The 21,097-nt window shown below is 42.7% G+C and carries 18 protein-coding genes; 10 read left to right on the plus strand and 8 right to left on the minus strand.

What is annotated here, in order from left to right:
* Nucleotides 1–200 precede the first annotated feature (200 nt).
* On the plus strand, nucleotides 201–1,460 hold the full coding sequence (locus tag DN068_RS17555; protein WP_207799008.1) for an MFS transporter: 1,260 nt from the start codon (nucleotides 201–203) through the stop codon (nucleotides 1,458–1,460).
* A 146-nt stretch (nucleotides 1,461–1,606) separates the two neighbouring features.
* Here the strand turns inward: DN068_RS17555 and DN068_RS17560 are convergent, their stop codons facing one another.
* Entirely contained in the window at nucleotides 1,607–4,462 is a 2,856-nt protein-coding gene (locus tag DN068_RS17560) for a T9SS type A sorting domain-containing protein (protein WP_111000231.1), read from the minus strand.
* 817 nt (nucleotides 4,463–5,279) lie between these two features.
* Nucleotides 5,280–5,507 (minus strand): hypothetical protein, encoded by a 228-nt coding sequence (locus DN068_RS21985; RefSeq protein ID WP_123985396.1) that lies wholly within the window; start codon nucleotides 5,505–5,507, stop codon nucleotides 5,280–5,282.
* 1,089 nt (nucleotides 5,508–6,596) lie between these two features.
* Between DN068_RS21985 and DN068_RS17565 the strand changes: the two genes are divergently transcribed.
* The 6 genes from DN068_RS17565 to phoU all read left to right on the plus strand — a co-directional run bounded on the left by DN068_RS17565 (nucleotide 6,597) and on the right by phoU (nucleotide 12,397).
* On the plus strand, nucleotides 6,597–7,829 hold the full coding sequence (locus DN068_RS17565; RefSeq protein WP_111000232.1) for a hypothetical protein: 1,233 nt from the start codon (nucleotides 6,597–6,599) through the stop codon (nucleotides 7,827–7,829).
* Nucleotides 7,830–7,874: 45 nt separating this feature from the next.
* Complete coding sequence (gene pstS, locus DN068_RS17570) at nucleotides 7,875–8,981, plus strand: phosphate ABC transporter substrate-binding protein PstS (protein WP_111000233.1); 1,107 nt, start codon at nucleotides 7,875–7,877, stop codon at nucleotides 8,979–8,981.
* Between the two features lie 12 nt (nucleotides 8,982–8,993).
* Nucleotides 8,994–9,977, plus strand: coding sequence for a phosphate ABC transporter permease subunit PstC (gene pstC / locus DN068_RS17575; RefSeq protein ID WP_111000234.1), 984 nt, complete (start codon nucleotides 8,994–8,996; stop codon nucleotides 9,975–9,977).
* A 76-nt stretch (nucleotides 9,978–10,053) separates the two neighbouring features.
* The gene (pstA, locus tag DN068_RS17580) at nucleotides 10,054–10,899 is read left to right on the plus strand and encodes a phosphate ABC transporter permease PstA (protein WP_111000235.1); all 846 of its coding nucleotides are present in this window, start codon (nucleotides 10,054–10,056) and stop codon (nucleotides 10,897–10,899) included.
* The gene (gene pstB, locus DN068_RS17585) at nucleotides 10,881–11,639 is read left to right on the plus strand and encodes a phosphate ABC transporter ATP-binding protein PstB (RefSeq protein WP_111000236.1); all 759 of its coding nucleotides are present in this window, start codon (nucleotides 10,881–10,883) and stop codon (nucleotides 11,637–11,639) included. The genes pstA and pstB overlap by 19 nt, the downstream gene beginning before the upstream one ends.
* A gap of 92 nt (nucleotides 11,640–11,731) precedes the next feature.
* The gene (gene phoU, locus DN068_RS17590) at nucleotides 11,732–12,397 is read left to right on the plus strand and encodes a phosphate signaling complex protein PhoU (RefSeq protein ID WP_111000237.1); all 666 of its coding nucleotides are present in this window, start codon (nucleotides 11,732–11,734) and stop codon (nucleotides 12,395–12,397) included.
* A gap of 77 nt (nucleotides 12,398–12,474) precedes the next feature.
* On the opposite strand, the gene pdxR is transcribed toward phoU, so the two are convergent.
* Entirely contained in the window at nucleotides 12,475–14,001 is a 1,527-nt protein-coding gene (gene pdxR / locus DN068_RS17595) for a MocR-like pyridoxine biosynthesis transcription factor PdxR (RefSeq protein ID WP_111000238.1), read from the minus strand.
* 126 nt (nucleotides 14,002–14,127) lie between these two features.
* Here pdxR and DN068_RS17600 point away from each other — a divergent pair, with 126 nt between their 5' ends.
* Nucleotides 14,128–15,045: an NADP-dependent oxidoreductase gene (locus DN068_RS17600; RefSeq protein WP_111000239.1), complete on the plus strand. Its 918-nt coding sequence runs from the start codon at nucleotides 14,128–14,130 to the stop codon at nucleotides 15,043–15,045.
* A 26-nt stretch (nucleotides 15,046–15,071) separates the two neighbouring features.
* Nucleotides 15,072–15,572 (plus strand): OsmC family protein, encoded by a 501-nt coding sequence (locus tag DN068_RS17605; RefSeq protein WP_111000240.1) that lies wholly within the window; start codon nucleotides 15,072–15,074, stop codon nucleotides 15,570–15,572.
* Nucleotides 15,573–15,651: 79 nt separating this feature from the next.
* Here DN068_RS17605 and DN068_RS17610 read toward each other — a convergent pair whose 3' ends face one another.
* Nucleotides 15,652–15,996 carry a hypothetical protein gene (locus tag DN068_RS17610; protein ID WP_111000241.1) on the minus strand — a complete coding sequence of 115 codons (345 nt, stop codon included), beginning with the start codon at nucleotides 15,994–15,996 and terminating at the stop codon, nucleotides 15,652–15,654.
* A 195-nt stretch (nucleotides 15,997–16,191) separates the two neighbouring features.
* On the minus strand, nucleotides 16,192–16,911 hold the full coding sequence (locus tag DN068_RS17615) for an SDR family oxidoreductase (protein WP_111000242.1): 720 nt from the start codon (nucleotides 16,909–16,911) through the stop codon (nucleotides 16,192–16,194).
* Between the two features lie 103 nt (nucleotides 16,912–17,014).
* Between DN068_RS17615 and DN068_RS17620 the strand changes: the two genes are divergently transcribed.
* A complete protein-coding gene (locus DN068_RS17620) occupies nucleotides 17,015–17,392 on the plus strand; it encodes a hypothetical protein (protein ID WP_123985397.1) in 378 nt (125 codons plus the stop codon).
* 213 nt (nucleotides 17,393–17,605) lie between these two features.
* Here the strand turns inward: DN068_RS17620 and DN068_RS17625 are convergent, their stop codons facing one another.
* Genes DN068_RS17625 through DN068_RS17635 form a run of 3 tightly spaced genes read right to left on the minus strand, consistent with a single transcriptional unit; the run spans nucleotide 17,606 to nucleotide 20,978 of the window.
* Nucleotides 17,606–19,546 carry a protein kinase domain-containing protein gene (locus DN068_RS17625; RefSeq protein ID WP_111000244.1) on the minus strand — a complete coding sequence of 647 codons (1,941 nt, stop codon included), beginning with the start codon at nucleotides 19,544–19,546 and terminating at the stop codon, nucleotides 17,606–17,608.
* The gene (locus DN068_RS17630) at nucleotides 19,546–20,310 is read right to left on the minus strand and encodes a PP2C family serine/threonine-protein phosphatase (protein ID WP_111000245.1); all 765 of its coding nucleotides are present in this window, start codon (nucleotides 20,308–20,310) and stop codon (nucleotides 19,546–19,548) included. The genes DN068_RS17625 and DN068_RS17630 overlap by 1 nt, the downstream gene beginning before the upstream one ends.
* Nucleotides 20,307–20,978: a vWA domain-containing protein gene (locus tag DN068_RS17635; RefSeq protein ID WP_111000302.1), complete on the minus strand. Its 672-nt coding sequence runs from the start codon at nucleotides 20,976–20,978 to the stop codon at nucleotides 20,307–20,309. Before DN068_RS17635 ends, DN068_RS17630 begins: the two co-directional genes overlap by 4 nt.
* Nucleotides 20,979–21,097: the final 119 nt, after the last annotated feature.

The following is a 21,097-nucleotide window of genomic DNA, read 5'->3' on the forward strand; positions in this document are numbered from 1 at the left end:
CGTGTTGTAAGCCGGCGCAATATGGGTTATTTATAATGTCAGTCATTGCGAGGAGGCCCCTCACAGCATAGCTGTGGGGACGACGTGGCAACCTGATTTCGCGTTTAATACTCGCGACGCTTAATTAAGGTCAGGGCCATCGGTTTAAACAACAACAATCAGACAATTCAAAGTCATCCTACTGACTAATAAAAAGCAAAATGAAAAAAACAGCTTTTCGCAAACAACAGTGGCGCATGTTGCTCGTCACTATGTTTTGTTACATGTTCTTCTACACAGGCCGTCACAACTTTGGCTGGGCAGCGAAAGCAATGGCAGGAGAATTGCACGTATCTTATGAACTCATTGGCTGGGTTAGTTTTGCAATGCTTATCGGGTATGCGATTGGACAGTTGGTGAATGGGAATCTCGCAGATCACTTCAACCCACGATATATGATACCGTTGGGCGGGCTACTGTCCATCAGTTGCAATTTTGCTATCAGCTTTGCGCATTCGTTCCAGCTCATCCTTTTTCTGTGGGCGTTAAACGGATTTTGTCAGTCGATGGCTTTTGCGCCCGGCAGCAGACTTATTTCTAACTGGTGGGGGAAAGAAGAGAAAAGCAAGGCCTTTGGATTTTATACGATGGCGGCCGGGGCTTCTTCTGTAATCACCTTTTTATTGTCCGTGATTCTGCTTCAAAAAGGCTTGGAATGGCGTTGGTTGTTCCGGATACCGGTTTTATTTCTGCTGGTAGGTATTACCGTGTTTTTACTTTTTGCGCGTGGTAAACCGTCTGATATTGGTTATGCAAACCTTTCTGCAGATACGGACTCGCTTGAGAAAACAAACTGGAAGGAGCGTTACAAGGCGGTGTTTAGTAATAAAGCATTTCTGATTACCTGCGTGGCCATGGGTTTTGAAAGTATGGCGCGCTACGGACTGGTGTTTTGGGTGCCCATTCATTATCTGGGTAAAGACTGGAGCAAGAATCCGCATTATCTCTGGATCACCGTGTTGATGCCGGTAGGTATGGCTGTTGGCGCATTTAGTTTTGGTAACCTCTCCGATACTATTTTCCGGTCGGATCGACCAGCCTCTATTCGCTTTGGTATTTTGGTGAGTGCAGTTATTTCATTGTTGATATATTTTGTGCCTGTCGGTAATGTTGTGATCGGAGCAATATTGTTGTTGCTCGCAGGCTTTTTTGTATACGGTCCGCAGGCCAATTTCTGGACAATGAGTCCCGAATTGCTCGGGGAGAAATACGTGGGTACGGGTATTGGCATCATGAATATGGCAGCCTATCTTTTTGCGGCGATGGGAGAGCCATTGCTGGGCAAGGTGATAGACATGACTCATGATACTTCCGTTATTTTCCTTGTCATTACAGTGCTTTGTCTGGCCTGTGCGGTTACTATCTCTTTTGTAAATACCAAAAAAATAAAGCAAACCGGAATGACGGCAGTGCTTTCCTGATTTTTTTCGGTTGGGTAGAATCGGATAGGTTTTGTCTCAGAGCTGGTCCAGGTTTTACTCAGGCAAAATGTGTCTGGCCAATCATTGGGAAAAATTCAGGTGGAACCGCCAGCTCAGCCAGCTGACGGTCACCTATAACCACAAAACTATTTCTGAATTTTTACTACTTGTTTATCTCCTTTATCGGTGGTGATATTCAGGAAATAAATGCCATTAGCTAAAATGCCAAGCCCTGATACGCGAATGCTGTTTGCTCCTTGTTTTATAACAGACTGCTGCGTTTTTACGGTACGACTATTCACGTCGGAGATCTGTATTAACGCGTTATCATTTTGCGCCGCTGTATATATCAGATCAAATGATTCGACGAATGGTATCGGAGATACTGTAACAGTAGCGGTCGCCCCGCCATTTTCATTATGAAGCACAATCACTTTACTGTATGATTCTTTGCCATTGTTTTCAGTCATCAGCAATTTATAATAGGCTTTGTCAATAATCTGCAGATTGTGAGTAAATGAAAAATCTTTACGAGATCCATCCTGGTATATTTTACCCGCACTACTAAAATGCGTACCGTCTGTACTGTACAATACTTCAAACTCAGCACCAGCTTCCGGCTTTGCTACTTCCCAATTGAGTACCGCCTTGATTTGTGCGTTAAGACTACCTGAAAAATTGATAAGGTCGATCTCCAGCGGAATTGGTAGACCGCAATTCTTCGGATTTAACTGAGAAGCGGTAGAAAGAAGGATACAGTTATTCGCATTGATTGCTACTGTGTACGCGCCGGAATCTGCCATTGTCATTGGTTTGATACTGTACGAGGTATCTGTTGCGCCCGCTATGTTTATGTTGTTTTTAGTCCATTGGTAAGACAGTCCCGGATTTTTTGTCACCCAAAGCTTAATAGAATCACCAATACATGGCACATAAGGAGAGGAAGCTGCAAGAACCGGTTGCACATTGGCGAATACATTTGTGTAAGAAGCACCGGCGCCACATTGGTCTGTCGCAGTAATGATATATTGTGTGTTTACATCCAGGTTGCTGAATACATTACCGCTCTGTGGACCTGCGGCAATGTTTGCAGGCGTTACGCTACTCTTGTACAAAGTGTAAGCATAAGGCGGAATCCCTCCTTGAGGTAAAGCAATGACAGTACCCGTAGTAAGATCGTTAGTACATTTTGCAAAAGTTGTTTGACTTAAAGTTAACGGGCCAGGTAAAGTTGCGTTTACCGTTATTATGGTGGCGCAAACTGTATCCAATGTCAAACGGTTATCTGTCCTATTGTCTGTCTCAAACGCACTAACTGTATAAATATCGGGAGGAAGATTGTCGACCGTTTCAGAAAATACACCGGCTGAGTTATGTAACCAGGGATTACTTGCAACGAGCGTGCCTGCACTATTGTAGATTTTATAGGCTACGGAACCGTCAACTTTATAAAAAGAGGTTGTGGCTGTTATTTTGATGGATATGGTATTGGAACCGCAAGCGAACACTGGTTGCGCGGCATAAGTTACAGGAATAAATGGATTGAGTGTAATGGTCTGGATGGAAGTAGCGCCACATTGATCAGTCATCCGGATCGTATAAGTGCCTGGTAGAATATTCATGAGCCTGATGTTTGTATTTACAAAACCTCCGGTGTAATAGAAATCAGGGATCGCCGGCTGACCTGATGGCGTTGATAATACCTGTACAAGGATAGCACTTAGCGGACCATTATAAGAACTGACGCTATAGTTTATGGTCACTTTATCATTACAGTGAAGCAATCCAGTACCCAAGCTAAAAATTAAAGGGTTTTGCCCTGCAGCCATGTTTAATGTAACCGTATCTGTCAGGTTTGCACAAGTATTTTGGTACATGATTGTTCTGGAACCACCTTTAGTGACCAGCAAAGTATCGGTGCTTTTATAAGGCAGCCATGTAATGCCGCCATCTACACTATACTGATTCCAGATATTACTTGCACCAGACATTCCCTGTCCGGATCCTGTATTGGCTTGGTCTGTTATTGTAACACTGCTGTTCGTAAACGTACCAGAGTTGCAGTCATATTGACTGGCGCTATAGCTTTGGTTCAGTGTGTAATTTGGTTGGTTGAAAGTATAGGGCTTCGTCCAGACATTACCACACGGGTCTTTATAGCCAATGGTGCAAGTAGCAGGATAAACGCTGATTTTGCTTTGTGGTACTGTGTAATCGGCGCCGCTTTGTCCCATGGTTACACTGTCTGTGGTGCCGTCGGGGAAAACAATCCAGGTGTTTTTGATGGCACTTGATGGTGCCGTATAAGCCATGTTGAAATGAAGTGAAAAATTAGGACATCCGAACTTGTAAGTGGAGGCTACGAGTGGATTGCCGGGCGTGACAATGGCAGCGGGAATTGTCACTTTACGAGTCACAAAGCCGTTACAGCCATCGTACACACGTAAATAATAATCGCCGCTGGCAAGTCCAGTAAATGACCCCGAACCTTGAATGGGCATTACATAGTGAGTTGGTGATGATGGGGCATTCAAAGAGTCTACCAGACAGTATTGATAACCGCCATAGCCTTGCGCAGCGGTAGCATTTATGACACCATCATTGCCACAGATTGGTTGTACTGTAGTCGGTGTATTTAATATTGGTGGATTGTAGGCGCCGGTAATTTGCACAGTTTGTGTGTAATCTGTGCTTATACCCGAAGGCTGGCATACCTGTTGAATATGTAGTATATAGCTGCCGGCATTCAGGCCCGAAAGTAAAGGACTGCTTTGTATTGGTTTTACAATCATTGTATTTGTGGCGTCGTAGAGTGCAAAACGACAATCCGTTAACGCAATACTGCCGGCTGATCCGGTTACGGAATTAACCGACACCGCGCCTGAACCTGCGCAAGTAATGTTTGTGGCTGATACTGTTGCACTGGTTGGCGCAGTGCATTGCGCGTTTGTCTTGGTAAATATTGCCGCCAACGGAAGCAGCAATAAAAGGTTTTTTTTCATTTTCACTTTTATTAATTGGTTACTTTGAACATAACGATCGGGAAGGAAGGCACAATATGAAATATTGGAAGATGTTGAGGTTGACTTGATGCAAGGGGATTCCTGTTTCTAAAGCCCAGTCTTCATTTATCATTCTATTTGCTTCCGATCTTAGTTGACAAGTACAAAATTATCTGGATACGTGGCGACTGCAGGACATTAAAACATCTCTGAAAGGTCGTAACCAGACACGCTTATTTAGTGAATTGAAAACGTAACCGCTTATTCGGGTAGAGCTGGTTCAGCGCTTGTATTGTCTGGATTTAGATTATGTTGAACAGTAGGACAATATTGCTGGGAAACGATATGTTATAATATGCTTCTTGCGAAAACGGAGGACAAAAAAACATCCCTCAAAAAATGAAATTCCAATTGTCGGATGGTTATCATTAGGTAGGTTTCTAATGAATAGTTTTAATGTCGGAATTTCATTCGGCCTTTTTTATACTTGAAATTGAACAACAGTATTTTTATAGATGTTACAGTGAATGCCCAAACCGCGTTACGAAAAACAAGCTAGCTGACGGCCAATCACTCATGTCATCATTTGTGATGTTAAAGAAATAATAAAGAGCTGTGATAGTCCGGATCCACCACAGCAATTGATTCAATCGATGGTAGAGTGTCTGTGTTACGTCGGTCAAATCCATATTTAAGAGGAAGCATCAAGGTTATGCGATGATAAATTATCCGTTGCAAATAATCCCTTGAGCCCACTAAAGCCTTTGCTTATTTCTGTTTGGGGCAGTTCTATATCGTGCGTGTGGTTTGTGAAATGTCAGATCGTTAACTCAATCATTACATCGCGCACGCTATGACGATGAAGCCAATTGATAAACGCTTTTACATTCGTGGTTTTGTAGCGCACAAGACGGTTGGTAAACTTTATGGCTATTACAAACTCGCCGGTGGTCTCGGAGAATAGAAAAGCAGAAAGATCAGAAGGGGAATGGGGAAAGTCTTCAAAATAATCTGGTTCGTGTATGCTGATGTGCTGTCGTTTCATTTTGTGTTTTTATAAGAAGTTTATAAAATATTGAGGTATGCCCTATAAATGGGCTTAGCGCTCAACTTGTCGCATAAAAGGTGCAGGATGCCTGTTAAAAGCTGATGTTTTTCGGTTAGGGATAAAGAATAGACAAACGTCGGCTATGGTTGTCTATTCTTTGTTTTGTTTGAACATGTGTTTTGGTAGAAACGAGCAAGAGGGATTTTTAAAAAATATCAAGCTGGTTAGCAATACCCAAACATAGCATCAGTTACCTGGAAAGAAGTTCATAATAATGTCCCATGAAACATCAGACAAAAAAATAAGAAGTGGCTATGCTTGATTCGATTTTTTTTGTATAAACGGCTTTCTTTGCCTGGATGACAGTCTGGTAGGACGTTTTGGGAAATGCATGTGTCTTTTCGGTGTTAAGATTTTGGTCGGGAAAGGAGGGCATTGTTTTGTCCCTTAAAGATTTTCATTAAAGAACATTGGAAAACATCAGATGTTTATGCTGTCACTGGGAGCAAGCTTTATATGATTAGCAATAATGTAAAAAGTGCGAGCTGTTGTCAGCGTGACACTCGACGGTTTTTTGGGGATATTTTAATGTTTGCTTGTTGTGATATGTCTAGATAATTTCGTTTCACTTATTATACTGAGGTAATAACGATTAACCGAGAAGTACACTATTAAATTAGTCACTCCCTGCTTTTATGATTGAATCGTGAAAATCTGGGGCATCCAGAGATTACCTCAGTTTTTCGTTTTAAAAAACAGAAACCTTGAAGTTAAAACGTCTGATGACGTGTTCCTGTCTCGTGGCCATTTCGCTCATCGGCTGTAAGAAAGCTCCTGATTCCCAAGTGAAGCCTAAAGTTCGCTTTTAAGTAATATCCCTGATATTGGTTTGTCGACGAATTCTTACGTTTTCGCTGATATGAGTGTTTTTTTGGATTCTTTCCTATGCTGCATAACCAGCGGTAGCTCCTTGTTTTGCGTCGATGGCCACAGGCAAATCCGGGGCGACTTAACATTAAATTAATACAGGCGTAACATCGTAGTAACCTTGAGTTAATTCTTTTGCAATCGAATCAGCTATAAGAAATGAAAAGAATTTTAAAAGGCGTTTGCAAAGCAACTATTGCCATGCTTTGCATCAGCGCGGGGGCTATGACTGCCCGTGCACAAAGCTCCCCAGACACAGCCAGCAAAAAAGCATTCCTTCCTAAAGGGCAACTCTGGGGTTACGCATTTGGTGACTACGCGTTTAAGGCGCACGCAGATACTGTAGGCGGCGGTCGAGGCGGCAGTAACCAATACTCTAAGGTTCCAAAAGATAATGGCGAGTTCCAATTCCGTCGTATCTACCTGGGTTACAACTATGACATTAGCCAGAAATTCTCTACAGAATTCCTCCTGGCATACGAAGATAACAATAGTGCACCAAACTTACCTGCTGCAGGCGATCTGCTGTCTGACGGCAAGGGTAGTCTCTATATCAAATTGGCTAACTTACGTTGGAAAGGCATCTTTAAAGGAACCGACCTCGTAATCGGTCAGGCTGCCACTCCGGCGTTCCCAATGAGTACGGAAGCAGTATGGGGTTACCGTTCTATTGAAAGAACAATTACCGATATCCGTCGTACACCTTCATTTGATCTTGGTGTAAGTCTGCAGGGTAGATATCCGGTAGGTAAAAATGAATATGGTTACAACCTCATGATTGGTGATGGTAATGGTGCCAAACCTGAAAATGATGGCTTCAAATCTTTCTACGGTGATGTGTTCGGTAAATTCCTCGACAAGAAGTTGATGGTTGATTTTTACGCAGACTATACCCGCATGAACTGGTCTCCGGGATTTCACCACGATCGTAATATGCTGAAAGCTGCGGTAACTTATTCAGTTCCTAGGTTTACTGTTGGTGTGGAAGCATTCTACAATCGTCTGATGGGTGATAACGTTGCTGCCCATATCGCTGATGCCGGAAAAGACACGCTTACAACCAAAGCATCTGGTCTCTCTGTTTTTGTACGCGGTAAGATCTATAAGGATATGTTCAGCTTCTTCGCTCGTTTCGATGCTTACAATCCGGCAGGCAATATTGACAACAGTAAGTACAAATCATATACTCCGTTAACGGCTCAGTACGATCCGAATACCAAAGAGCAGTTCGTTACAGCTGGTATTGATTTTACGCCGCACAAGAATGTGCACATCATGCCGAATATCTGGTATAACGCCTATAAAAACGCAGGCCCTAAAGATTACGGTGCTGCAAACAACGATTACGACCTGGTATACCGCGTCACTTTCTATTACATCTTCGGCAAATAAAAGCGCCCAACTATCTCATAATAACTAAAACATAAAAAAACAGTAATGAAATCCTTTAAGCGTTTAACTATTGCAAGCCTGGCACTGGCAATCTCCACGTCTCTGATGTTCAGCAGCTGCGGTAACTCAGGTAGCGATGCTACAGGTGATGATTCCAAAACTGCAGATAATTCAATTATTGGTGCAGGTAGTACTTTCGACAATCCGCTGTTTACAAAACAGTTTGCCGAATATGAAAAAACCAACGGTTTAAAAGTAAACTACCAGTCTATTGGTTCAGGTGGCGGCATTCAGCAATTGACTAACAAAACAGTTGATTTTGGTGCATCTGACGCTCCGTTGAATGACGAACAAACACAGAAAATGGGCGTTGCTGCATTGCACATTCCGGTTACAGCCGGCGCAGTAGTAGTGAGCTACAACCTGCCTGAAGTAAAAGATACTTTGAAATTCAATCCTGAAGTACTGGCAAACATCTTCATGGGCAATATCAAAAAATGGAACGATGCAAAAATTGCTGCGTTGAACCCAGGTGTAACATTGCCTGCAACTGACATCGTTATTGCGCACCGTTCAGATGGTAGTGGTACAACTAATATCTTCACTACTTATCTGTCAAAAGTTAGTCCTGAATGGGAAAGCAAAGTAGGTAAAGGTTCTTCTATCAACTGGCCTGTAGGTCTGGGCGGAAAAGGTAACGAAGGTGTTGCCGGTCTGATCAAGCAAACGCCTGGTACTATTGGTTACATTGAGCTGTCTTACGCTTTGCAGAACAATATGTCATTCGCTAAAATGCAAAACAAAGCGGGCAACTTCATCACACCAAGCATTGCATCTGTAACAGCTGCTGCTAATATCACACTGCCTGCTGATGCAAAAGTTTCTCTGACTAATACTGAAGCTGCTGATGGTTATCCAATCTCTGGTTTGTCTTGGGTGCTGATCTACAAAGAGCAGAAATATGACAACCGTACGAAAGAAAAAGCAACTGCGATGGTAAAACTGATCTGGTGGCAGGTTCACGAAGGTCAGCAATACAGCGAAGCACTGCATTATGCACCACTTTCTCAGAATGCTGTTGCTACTGCAGAAGCTATCCTGAAAACAGCAACTTACGACGGTCAACCAATCCTGCAATCGCAAGCGCAGTAATCAACAACAATCATGATTCAAGCAACTAATAATAACAGTACCATTACCCGCACGGAATCTGTGCGGGTAATCCCTGCAAATGATGCACCTGTCAATATTGACAGCAAGCGTGCCAAAAGAACTTTCAGCCACATCAGGGGAGAGAATACTTTTAAACGCACGCTGGTAATAACGGCGATAGCCATGGTGGTATTGGTGGTGGGAATCATGCTTACGTTGGTCGTTCAGTCGGTGCCATCTATCAAGGCTTTGGGACTTAGTTATCTCTGGGGCAAAACCTGGGATCCCGTTTCTAACACATACGGTGCGTTTCCTTTCTTGTTAGGCACACTGCTTACTTCTTTTCTGGCGTTGATCATCTCCGTTCCTTTTTCTTTTGCCATTGCAATCTTTTTGGGAGAATATTATCCTAAAGGCTGGTTTTCTAATTTATTAAAGAACACTGTAGAACTCATTGCCGCGATTCCTTCCGTTATCTATGGTTTTTGGGGTTTGTTTGTCTTTGTGCCACTGGTTCGCAGCTTCGAAACAAAATTAGGAATCACACCATACGGTGTTGGTATTTTCAGCGCGTCGGTAATTCTAGCCATAATGATCATTCCTTATGCTGCCTCTATGGGCCGCGAAATGATGCGCATGGTTCCTTCACATCTCAAAGAAGGCGCTTACGCTCTTGGAGCCACCCGTTCTGAAGTGATCCGGAACGTAATGATCCCTTACACCCGTTCGGGATTGTTTGCTGGTGTATTGCTGTCGCTGGGTCGTGCACTGGGCGAAACAATGGCGGTTACCATGGTGATCGGTAATACCAGTCTGATTCCTAAAAGCATCTTCGCTCCGGGCAACACAATGGCGAGTGTTATTGCCAACGAGTTTACCGAAGCCGACAGAACCGTTTATGTTTCTGCCCTCATTGAATTAGGACTTGTGTTGTTTTTGGTTACCGTGGTGATCAATGTTATCGGCAAAAGAATCATTAAACGCTTTAGTAATTAGAAAAAAGCTTTGAAACGAAACCCTCCGGTTATCAAAACTCATTCTTCGCAACATTTAATTATCAATTTCAACAAAAATGCAGGCTGCAGTTAAGTATAGAATCGGTAAAAGCACCACTTTCAAAACATTGGTCGTTTTGCTGTGTTGCCTTTGTGTACTGCCTTTGATTGCGATCCTCGGTTATATCATCAAAGAGGGAATTACCAAAATCAACTGGCAGTTTCTGGTCAACACGCCGAAACCGGTAGGAGAAACCGGCGGCGGTATTGCCAATGCACTTGTCGGCAGTGTGATGATGGTGAGTGTCGCAGCAATTATGGCCATTCCTGTTGGTATTCTTTGCGGAATTTATCTCAGCGAGAACCAAAACAAAAAACTTGCTTACTGGAGCCGTCTTTCCATCGATATTCTTCAGGGCGTTCCCTCCATCGTTATCGGTATCGTTGCCTACTTCTGGCTGGTAAAGCCATTCGGCGGATTTTCCGGTTTGTCGGGTAGCATTGCGCTGGCCATTATGATGCTGCCAATCGTAGTACGCTCTACAGAGGAAACTTTAAAAATGCTGCCACCTTCGCTTAAAGAAGCGGCGCTTGCATTGGGCATGCCTTATCATCGGGTAGTACTCAAAGTTATTTTGCCATGTGCCATAGGCGGTATCCTTTCCGGCGTTATCCTTTCAGTAGCTCGGGTTGTGGGCGAAACCGCTCCGCTGCTGTTTACTGCATTTGGTAATCCGCACATGAGCACCAACATGCTGAAGCCAATGCAAAGCATGCCGCTGCTCATCTTCAACTACGCCACCAGTCCGTTCGACGACTGGCATAATCTTGCATGGGGCGCGTCACTTATCCTGCTCGCATGGGTACTGTTATTAAACATCATTACAAAGTTGACAACAAGAAAATGGAACATACAATTGTAAGTGCAAGTGGTTTTAACGCTTATTTCGGCAAGAACCACGTAGTGAAAAATGTGAACATCGAGATTCCACGCAATAACGTAATTGCGGTGATGGGACCTTCTGGTTGTGGCAAAACCACCTTCCTGCGGTGTATTAATCGCATGCATGAGCTTACTCCTGACGCTACCTGCGATGGTAAGTTTCTGCTCGACCAAAAAGATATTTACGAGATGCATCCCATCTTCGTACGTCTTAAAGTTGGTATGGTGTTTCAGCGGCCTAATCCGTTTCCTAACCTGAGTATTTACGAAAACGTAATTGCCGGTTACAAACTCAACGGTATCAAATTGCCTAAAGCAGATCGCGATAATGTGGTGGAGCAATCGCTTACACGTGCTGCACTCTGGAATGAAGTAAAAGATTCGTTGCATAAAAAAGGAACCTTCCTTTCTGGTGGGCAGCAACAAAGGTTGTGCATCGCGCGTGCTATTGCCATGGAACCTGAAGTGTTGTTACTGGACGAGCCTACTTCTGCGCTTGATCCAATCTCGACTTCTGGTATTGAAGAACTACTGCACGAACTGAAGGCAAGCTATACGCTCATCATCGTAACCCACAATATGCAGCAGGCAGCCCGTGTCAGTGATCGCACTGCGTTCTTTTATATGGGCGAATTGGTGGAGTATGATAACACAAAAAAAATGTTCACTAATCCGGCGGATGTCCGTACGCAGAATTATATCACCGGTCGATTCAGTTAGTGGGTCAAAAGGGTAAAGAGTTAAATATCAGGTTACCGATTAACTCTTTGCCGGATTGCTTATTTAAGTATTTACCGAAATAACTAAATGTAATGACACATCAAGAAATAGAAATAAAAGCAGTAAAACAGGAACTGATAAACATGTGGACGCTGGTTCAGTCGCAAATGAGCAAGACGAGGGACGCCATGCTCCATGCTGATAAAGACCTGGCCCGCGAAGTCATTCAACGGGAAAAACGCGTAAATGCCCTGGAGCTGAAGATTGACCGCGATTGCGAGAATGTCTTTGCGCTTTACTGTCCTGTCGCTGTGGATCTTCGTTTCCTGCTGGCTGTTTTAAAAATAAATACTAACCTGGAACGTGTTGGTGATATTGCAAAAACAATTTGCAAATACCTGATTGATGCGCCCTCCTGTTTTGACAAGCAACTGCTTGAAGAGACTAAGGTGCTCCAGATGATCAATATCGTAAACGATATTCTGCATGATACTCGTGTGGCCTTTGAACATGAAAATACCACATTGGCACGCAGCATTTTCCAGAAGGATGAAATTCTCGACCAAATTAACCGGCAATCAGGTATAATCATCAGCGAGTACATCCACAAAAATCTTGACAACATCGACGAAGCGCTTTATGCACACTCGATAATAAAAAAACTGGAGCGCATAGGCGACCATTCCGAAAATATGGCAGAAGAAATCATCTTCTATGTTGAAGCAAAGGTTCTAAAACATCTGGAACCTAAAAATTAGGAGCAATACCGCATTACAGAAGAACGCCGTCTCGAAAGCTGAGACGGCGTTCTTTTTATATTTGGGCTCCTTTTATTTCATCTCCTGTTTTCATTGGAAAGTGCCTGCTTCCATACGTCTATCGCTCCCGCCATTTCTTTTTCGTCCAATGAAGAATAGCCGATGCGTATAAAGTCATTTGGCCTGACAGCATTTGGCTGAAAAAAATAATTGCTGCCATCACTGATCTTTAATCCCAGCTTTCCCGCGTTTCGTGCAACTTTGCTGGCGCTGATATGCTTTCGGTACGCAGCCCAGATAGCCAATCCGCCGTTTGGTTTATCAAAGGTTAAATACGGGCTTAAATGTTCGCGGAGTAACCGGCACGCATTGTCTAGGCGTTCTTGATAAATCTTGTGCGACTTTTTGATATGTCTTGAAATTTCTCCGTTACTGAGTAGCTCTGCGGTGGCTTCCTCCAACAGCTGCTCACCTTGACGGTCAATTAATTTGCGAATCGCTGCTGCTTCGTTTATTACAACTTCCGGCGCCACCATAAATCCAATTCGGATACCCGGCGCGATGCTTTTGCAAAAAGATCCGACGTAAATAATATGCCCCCCTGTGTCCATGCTCGCCAATGGCAGCAGTGGGCTGCTCGTAAAATGGTAATCGAAATCATAATCATCTTCTAACAGTGCAAATCCGTATTTGACAGCGAGGTTCATGAGTCGCATGCGTCGTTCGGCACTCAGCATGACTGTCGTAGGGCGGTGGTGATGTGGAATGATATAAATCAATCTCGGCACCTTTTTGCTTTTACATAATTGCTCAATCATGTCTACGTTCATTCCTTCTTTATCTACTGGAATAAATGCCAGTGAAGCTCCAGCCAGCTCAAAGCTTTGATTCGCATCTCTATATCCGGGCTCCGGTACACAAACGATATCACCGGGCTGGATGAGTAGCTGAGCGGTCAGATAGATCGCCATCTGTGTTCCCTTTGTGATTAATATCTCCTTATCTGTAACCTGCATGCCCCTTGTGCGATTTAAAAACTTAGCCAGTTCAGCTCTCAGGCGATAGGAGCCTTGTTCGGGGCCGTACATCAGTAATTTGTTGGTGAAACGGTTTTTTCCAAATCTTCTGTATTCCCGCACCAGTTCCTCGATAGGCGCAATTCGGGGATCAGGGAAACCATCATCTATTTTGTATAAAGATGTTGGTTCGCCCGTGCCGACAATTTCAATATTTGGATCTGCGTTGCTTGGTCCGTTTGATGCTTGTTTTGTTATCAGCACATAACCGGGTTGCAGGCTTCGTACCGGTGGTCTGGTATTTGGGGTGGTACGACGTGTAGTATCCGGTAGATTGCCCGAAACATAAACGCCGCTTCTTTCTCTGGTTTCAACCCAGCCTTGTGCATTTAATTCCTCATAAGTCGCGACCACTGTTTTTCGATTGAGTTGCAAGCCCTGCGCCAATTCACGCGAAGACGGCAAAGTCTGACCGGGTTTTAGAAATCCCTGACAGATTAACTGAATGATTTCTGATTCTAACTGGCGGTATAGAGGACTATGCTGACTGTCTTTTACTAATGAAATCTCTAGAAGTTTCTGAATCATAACTGGACCCCTAAGTATTTTGAAATTGGACCATTAAGGTAGCCAAAATAGGATTTAATTTTAGGTTGAGTTATGGTCATGGTACCATTTTAAATACTAAAATCTGAAAACAAACGGAGGGATAAAATGAAAGCAATTATTGTAACAGACGAGGCAGCCGGAACTTCAGGAATGAAGCTGGTGGAACGCCCGGAGCCACAGCCAGCGATAAACGATGTGATCGTTGAAATTCATGCATCGGGATTTGTGCAAACGGAACTTTCGTGGCCTTCTACCTGGACAGATCGCTTTGTTCACGACAGGACGCCGACGATACCCGGTCATGAACTCGCCGGAGTAATTACGAAACTTGGGTACGGTACAACTGGTCTATCGGTAGGGCAACGAGTGTTTGGTCTCGGCGATTGGTACCGTGATGGAAGTCTGGCAGAATATATAGCCATCGAAGCACGAAACCTTGCACCGCTGCCTGGTGATATTGATTTCACTGTAGGCGCGAGTTTGCCCATTTCCGGACTTACTGCCTGGCAGGGATTATTTATACACGGCCGTCTGCAGGCAGGGCAGCGTGTTATCGCGCACGGTGCGGCCGGTGCGGTTGGGTCTATGGTAACGCAGCTTGCTACTGAAGCAGGGGCGTATGTAATCGGCACCGGACGTGCTGCAGACCGACAGAAGGCGCTTGGTTTCGGTGCAAAGGAGTTTGTTGATTTAGATAATGAATCACTGGAAGACGTCGGCAATGTTGATCTGGTATTCGACCTTATCGGTGGTGAAATCGGGAAACGGTCAGCACGCCTGATTCGGCCAGGAGGAACAATAGTATCCATTGTCGGCCCGGTAGAGGAGTGGCCTAAAGAAGGACTTGCCATTGATTTTGTTGTTGAGTCAGATCGAGCTCAATTGACGGAGATCGTACAAAGGATTCGGGATGGACGCTTGAAAACAAATATTGGAACCGTTGCGTCTCTTGATGATGCAGTGGCCGCGTTCAATCCAACTACCCGTGTAAGCGGGAAAACAATTATCCGTGTTCGACCTTAAAAGAACAATTTCAAAATTCAGGCGCAATGATACGTAAGAAACAAACTGTACATCTTTTCGCAAAAGATATTACCGGCGATATTATAAAAGACCGTCAGGAAGTGGTCATCAACTGGAGATCCGGTCAGTTGGTGTTAGACGAGCCACCCTTTAATGGCGGTCAGGATATAGGGCCGGATCCCTTTACAGCGATTCTTTCGGGATTGGTCGGATGCACGCTGACGACATTACGTATGTACATCAAAAGAAAAGAATGGGATATTACGGATATACATTGCTCCGTAAATATGTCACAGGAGGAAGATCCGTTTAAAACCTCGATCGTCAGAACAATCACGTTCGGTCAGCCAGTGACAGATGAGCAAAAAGAGAAGCTACTTTGGATTGCCAAAAATTGTCCGGCTGCGCGATTATTACAAGGCGAGATCGTAATAGACACTCATCTTTCCGATGACGCTTCGGTGCCTGCGGGGACTGGTAATTATCCATTGCCAAATGCGGATTCTATGTTACGAAGTGAAAATTAACCTTCCGAATAGGTGTTGCTTGTTTTTGCACAAGCGATAAGCTGATGAAACTACTGAATTTTATAAAGGCATCATTGTGTTATCTTAAATCTTTCCCATCGCAGAATGGGTAAAAAGACAAAATGGTGTCTTTCTTAAATAATTTATACTCGAGTTGCCCCGAAGCCTTTGAAACGCTGTCGCCAACTTCGGCAGCGTTATATAAGTCATCGATGTCAAACAAGCCCAAAAGCCGTTTTTTCCCGTTCTGTGTATAAACAATTGTCGGAACTGTGTGATTCTTCGGATCGCGAAATAGGCTATCAATCGTAAAATTATATTCCCTTGATCGAACGATATTGTTATTGTATGATTCGCATGAATTATTGCAACTGGTTGTAAAAATCGTGCCTCCGACTACAGAAATAAGTATCCAAAATTTCATGGCTTTTAATTTATTGTTTGTCTCCTCGACTTATTTTTTCGGATCGATTGCGGTTCAGGAGTATCGAGACATCGTAAGAATTAAGGTTGTCCGGTTGTATTTCGCGGGCCGTTTTTATAAAGCGTTCTTCAGATTGTTCGAACGAAGACGGAGTTTATTACAGGTAGCCTTTTTTGAAACATCTGATGTTTCTAATCACCACGCCATTTCACCTTCTTTGTTAAAATATTTGCCCGTTGCTCCCGCATCGTCTATCGTCGCGTATTTGACGATGACCTCTGCTGCTTGTGCAGGTGTTTGCAATCCTTTGAATCCGTTTAAGTCTGTTGCCGTATAACCGGGTTCAACGCTGTTGATTTTAAAGTTTGTGTCCGCATATTCTTTCGCCAACATTACTGTAAACGCGTTGAGTGCAGTCTTAGAGCAACTGTAAGCATCATATATCCGATGGTTTGGATTTTGCGAATTTGTATGAAAACTGAGTGAAGCCAATTGACTGGAAACATTGACAATCCTCGGTTCCGGAGATTGTCTCAGCAGATCAATGAATGCCGTGGTCGTTTGTACTGCGCCGAAAAAGTTGGTTTCAAAAACATTCCTCAAATTATCAATGCTGCCTGTTGAAATATGCTGAGGTTGATCTCCCGCGATACCCGCATTGTTGATTAAGATATCCAATCGTCCCGATTTACTGTCCAATATGCGTCTTGCAGCTTGTACCGATGAAATATCGGTGGTATCAATCTGGATGCAGTCAATATTTGCCAATCCGGTTGCGTTTAGCTGTCGTACGGCTTCCAACCCCTTTGATAGGTCGCGGCATCCGATATAAACAAAATAGCCGAGTGCAGCCATTTGTCTCGCCGTTTCAAAACCAATGCCTTTATTGGCACCTGTTATCAATACTGTTTTCATGAAATATTGTTTCGGTTTCAAAAGTACGAAACCGGGAATCGAAAATTCATTTCAACTAATTTCCAGCTCCTTAATCATCATTGACCTTTTATCTTTGCTATCTGTGAAACGTGTGCTCACTATAACAATGTTATTGTTTTCATTCTGTGCCTATGCTATGCCGTCGTACGACGAGAGTGCAGCGCTGGGAGAATGGATGCAATGGCATATGCTGGTGCTTATTTCGCTACTGGTTAGCCTTCCGTCGATCCTGATCCTGCTGAGATATTCACGGAAGCCATTAGTGCGCATTTTATTATTGCTCATTTCCGTTTGGACATTCATATCAGCTATCTATGGCTGGCGCAGCATGAGTAATTCATATCTCTATCAAGGCTCAGAGAGTCGATTTATGTTTTTGATAGGCTTGTGCCGGGTGCTGGATATTGCACTTTTAAGTCTTGGCATTTTTACGCTTGCCCGGCTGGCAACTAAAAAATAAAATATTTAAACTTCCCGAAGGTGGACTGCTGTTTCAAACGTAAAATCACAGCTGGAACATTAGTCGGAATTTATAATGCTCATGTGGGATGAACGCGCCAGAGTGGTAAAGGACATATATGTAGCGGAACGGAAGATGCATCGCAGCATGATAACTGCGAAACTGATTAACGAAGTGGATAGTGGCATCTTTCTTGCAGCGGGAAGCAGCCACTTATTTACCTTTTTTAAGAAATTGCTTAAAAGCTTCCAGTTCTAATTCCGCTTGTTGTATCTGCGGGAGTAAAGATTGATATTGTTGTTCGAAAGTACTAGCACTTGATAGAACGTTAGCTTTAGTGGCCAGTAGAATATTGTATTCGGTTTTTATCTGGGCTTCTAATTTTTGACGCTTATTTTTTAAAGCGTCTGATGCAATATTGATTTCTGAATTAAGTAAATTAAGATCTGGGGTATACACGAAACCTGCACCAACATGACGTTGCCAGTCAAACAGAATTTGAATGTTTTTAGGTCCAATCCCTGCGATTTTGATACTACGTAATTTATTAATGTCGGCTGCGTTACAGATGCCACTGTTATATATGGTTAGCTTTTTAGCAGCTCCAAATGATGGAATTGTGTGATTTCGAATATCGAATTGCTGGAGGTATTGGTTATACTTTTGTTGATAGTGTTTCTCTTCAGTTTTCTTTTTAGTCCAGGCGAATTCATTGGGTAAATCTTTGAAATTTTCAATTAGCCCAGCAATTTTATTACTTATTTGTGCATAATTTTTTTGCTGAGATAAGGAGTTGTGCTGGCTGATGACAGATTGCTTCGAATGATTTAATGAGTCATAGGCAAATTGACGACGATTTAATTCTTCTTTCAGTTTTTTTTGTGAGAGCTTGTTTGCAACTAAGATGGCAAATACTCCGACAAACAAAAATCCTAAACTGATTAACGTCATAAGAGTAAATACGACGATTAGAATGCTTATGATAAACTTTTTTGTGCGCTTTAATTTTTTAAATTTTTCATCAATTGAATTTGCGTGTAAGTGTGTGTTGACAGGACTTTCTTGCAATTTTTTTATTACCAACGGTTCTAGTCTGAATCCTTGTATAAAAAGATCAATATTGTCTAATTGAGGAGCCGCTTTTAGGTATGAATCATCAAGGAAGTACATAATGTTCGACTCGCTTTTAAAGCGACACCATGGACAAATTCCCGCCTTTTTTGGGAAAAAGTGAATTTTTGATTTTCCGCACTGAACAAGTTCTTTGCTCAATGTTTGCAACTCATTTATCCACTGTGATGCAACAGGTCTAATTGGGTAGTCTTCAAATGACTTATGGAATAGACCAATGAGTTCTGCTGGAAGGCTGGTAAATTCTAGACTATTTTTAGCAGGGAACAATTTCTTATTAGTACGTTGCAACGAGTATGCAAATTCTCGAGTTTTTATGGCTGTTTCTTCATCAATTTCCTGCTTGTTTGGATTAATGCCTGTAAAAGGGGCACGCCCTAAAAATAAAAGCTGAAAGATTAGGGTAGATAAAGAAAAGTTGTCTGTATTTGTTGTTCGAATAACATTTGTAAATGAGCCCCTTTCTAATAACTCCGGTGGCGTATATCTTGGAATCCCTACCTCGCAAAAATAATATCTGTTGCCATTTTTTATTTGGAAAGAATCGCAATCGATTAGTGAAACCATTCCAGTTGAATTCACAAGGATGTTTGCTTCATTTACGTCCCCAACAACAATACCCATCTCATGAATTTTAAAAAATGCGGTAGCGAGATTGCGAGCGACGTGCACTAAGAAATTGTAACCTTTATCCGGGAAAAGCTTCTTTCTGTCCATTGGACTGAAAAGGTTGTGTAACGGCACATACCCTTCTAGCTTTTTCATCACTAAGCCGCAAACATTGCCTTTATTATCCTTTACAACATCTAAGGGCCAAGCCGCAAATTTTTGCAGCTCGTCCGTTAATAGGGATGTCATGAAGATTAGCTTTTCTATTTTTTCATCAACTAACGGGTCAGAATATATTTTCAATACCAGATTTGCAGAGCCCATAACTTCAAATACTGTTCCCTCGCCCCCCTGTCCAATTTTTGAACTCGGGGAATAATTGGTATTTTTTAATCCAATGTAGGTTTCTGGCATTACTTAAGTTTCGTTGCTAAAAATAAGGTCTTGTCATCATCGGTTCTACTCGTAATTCCATGCCCAGATAGATAGTCACTCAGTTTTTTATTTAAGATTGAAATGTGGGATTCTTCTGTAACCTTTCTTAGGGAAGGAAATAGATGATTAAAGAACGGCTGATGAACGGTTTCTGTTTCATTAATTAATGTCAACATTTGCAAGCCATCAGTAAAGAGGGCTACCTCTTCGATCGTTTCATCGATGATTTTTGTTTTTAAACTTGGAAAGAGAGGGTTGTCGATTAAAAATGAGGTTGTATTTTGGTATTCACCATTATGAGGCCAAAAAATATGAGTGAAATGGTTACTGCCATCATTTCGTACTATAGCACCGTCCCCAATTTGCATGAAACCTGCTTGATTAGGAAGTAAAATGCAACCCAACAATGTGCATGAAAATTCGTTTTTGGGTTCTCGATTTTCTTTCGAAAGTTGATACAGATGGTCGTAAGTACTTTCCGCTATTTGTAAGAGTATGCTATCATTAAGGGCCATGTTATTGCGTACCGACTCGATTGCAAGTTCGACAGCTAATTGAACCGTGACTGCTGAGGCTTTCGCGGCGTATTTCGCACTGCCAGCGCCATCGCTAACAAAACAAATTAGTGCTTGGTCACCGTTGTTAAGTTCGACTATACTGTGATACAGGGCATCCTCACAATTTTTGCCCGATGCTATATGGGATGATCCGATGACGCTTTGTCCAATTGCTTTCCACCTCATATTTCGTTCCAGCCAGATAGAGGTAATAAACTTGTGTTTTCGCCAGGATTCTTATTAGATACGCCTTTCATTGATCCCGACAACCAAAGGAAGAATTCTCGAAACATTAAGCCTTTTAGTTTTATGGGTGTACGAACAGACAGCTTACTGAGTGTATCCATATTCGCGCCTTCTACCCCAATAGCAAAAAATGCAAATCGATTGTTAGCCTCGCCTTCTTTTATTAATTGTGCGGCATGCGACCAATTGTCGGTTGGAGCGCCATCTGTAATCAATATTATCCACGGTTTGTAGTACCCTATGCCGTTTTCTTTATAGACTTGTTTCCGCTTGTTTATCAGTTCTACACCCATTGTGACAGCAGCTCCAATAGGTGTATCTCCTGTAGTAGTAAGGCGTTTGGGATAGAAATTGTCAACAGTTTGAAAGTCGGATTCTAATGTTGTAGGGCCGAAAGTTATCATAGCAATTTCTACACGCTTTGACGCCAGTGAATCTTGAATCAGTTCTTCTTTTAATGTTTGAATTCCGTTATTTAACTCTTGGATAGGTAGACCCGACATTGAGCCGGATGTATCAAGAAGGAGCATGCAAGGACATCTCGACTCTGGGTTATTCGCAAAATCGTCAGCGCCAAAAGGGATTTGTTCAAAAGGTATGTAGTCCATAATGTGTGTGTTTTTATTTAACTGATTAAATGTGTGGTATTCTAAATGCATATATTTTTCTTGTTTTCCGTCATTTACTTACCCTTAAAAAAGTAAGCGAGTATTCCGGAGGCTTTATT

The organism is Taibaiella soli (genome assembly GCF_003236175.1).
Classification (GTDB): domain Bacteria; phylum Bacteroidota; class Bacteroidia; order Chitinophagales; family Chitinophagaceae; genus QKTW01.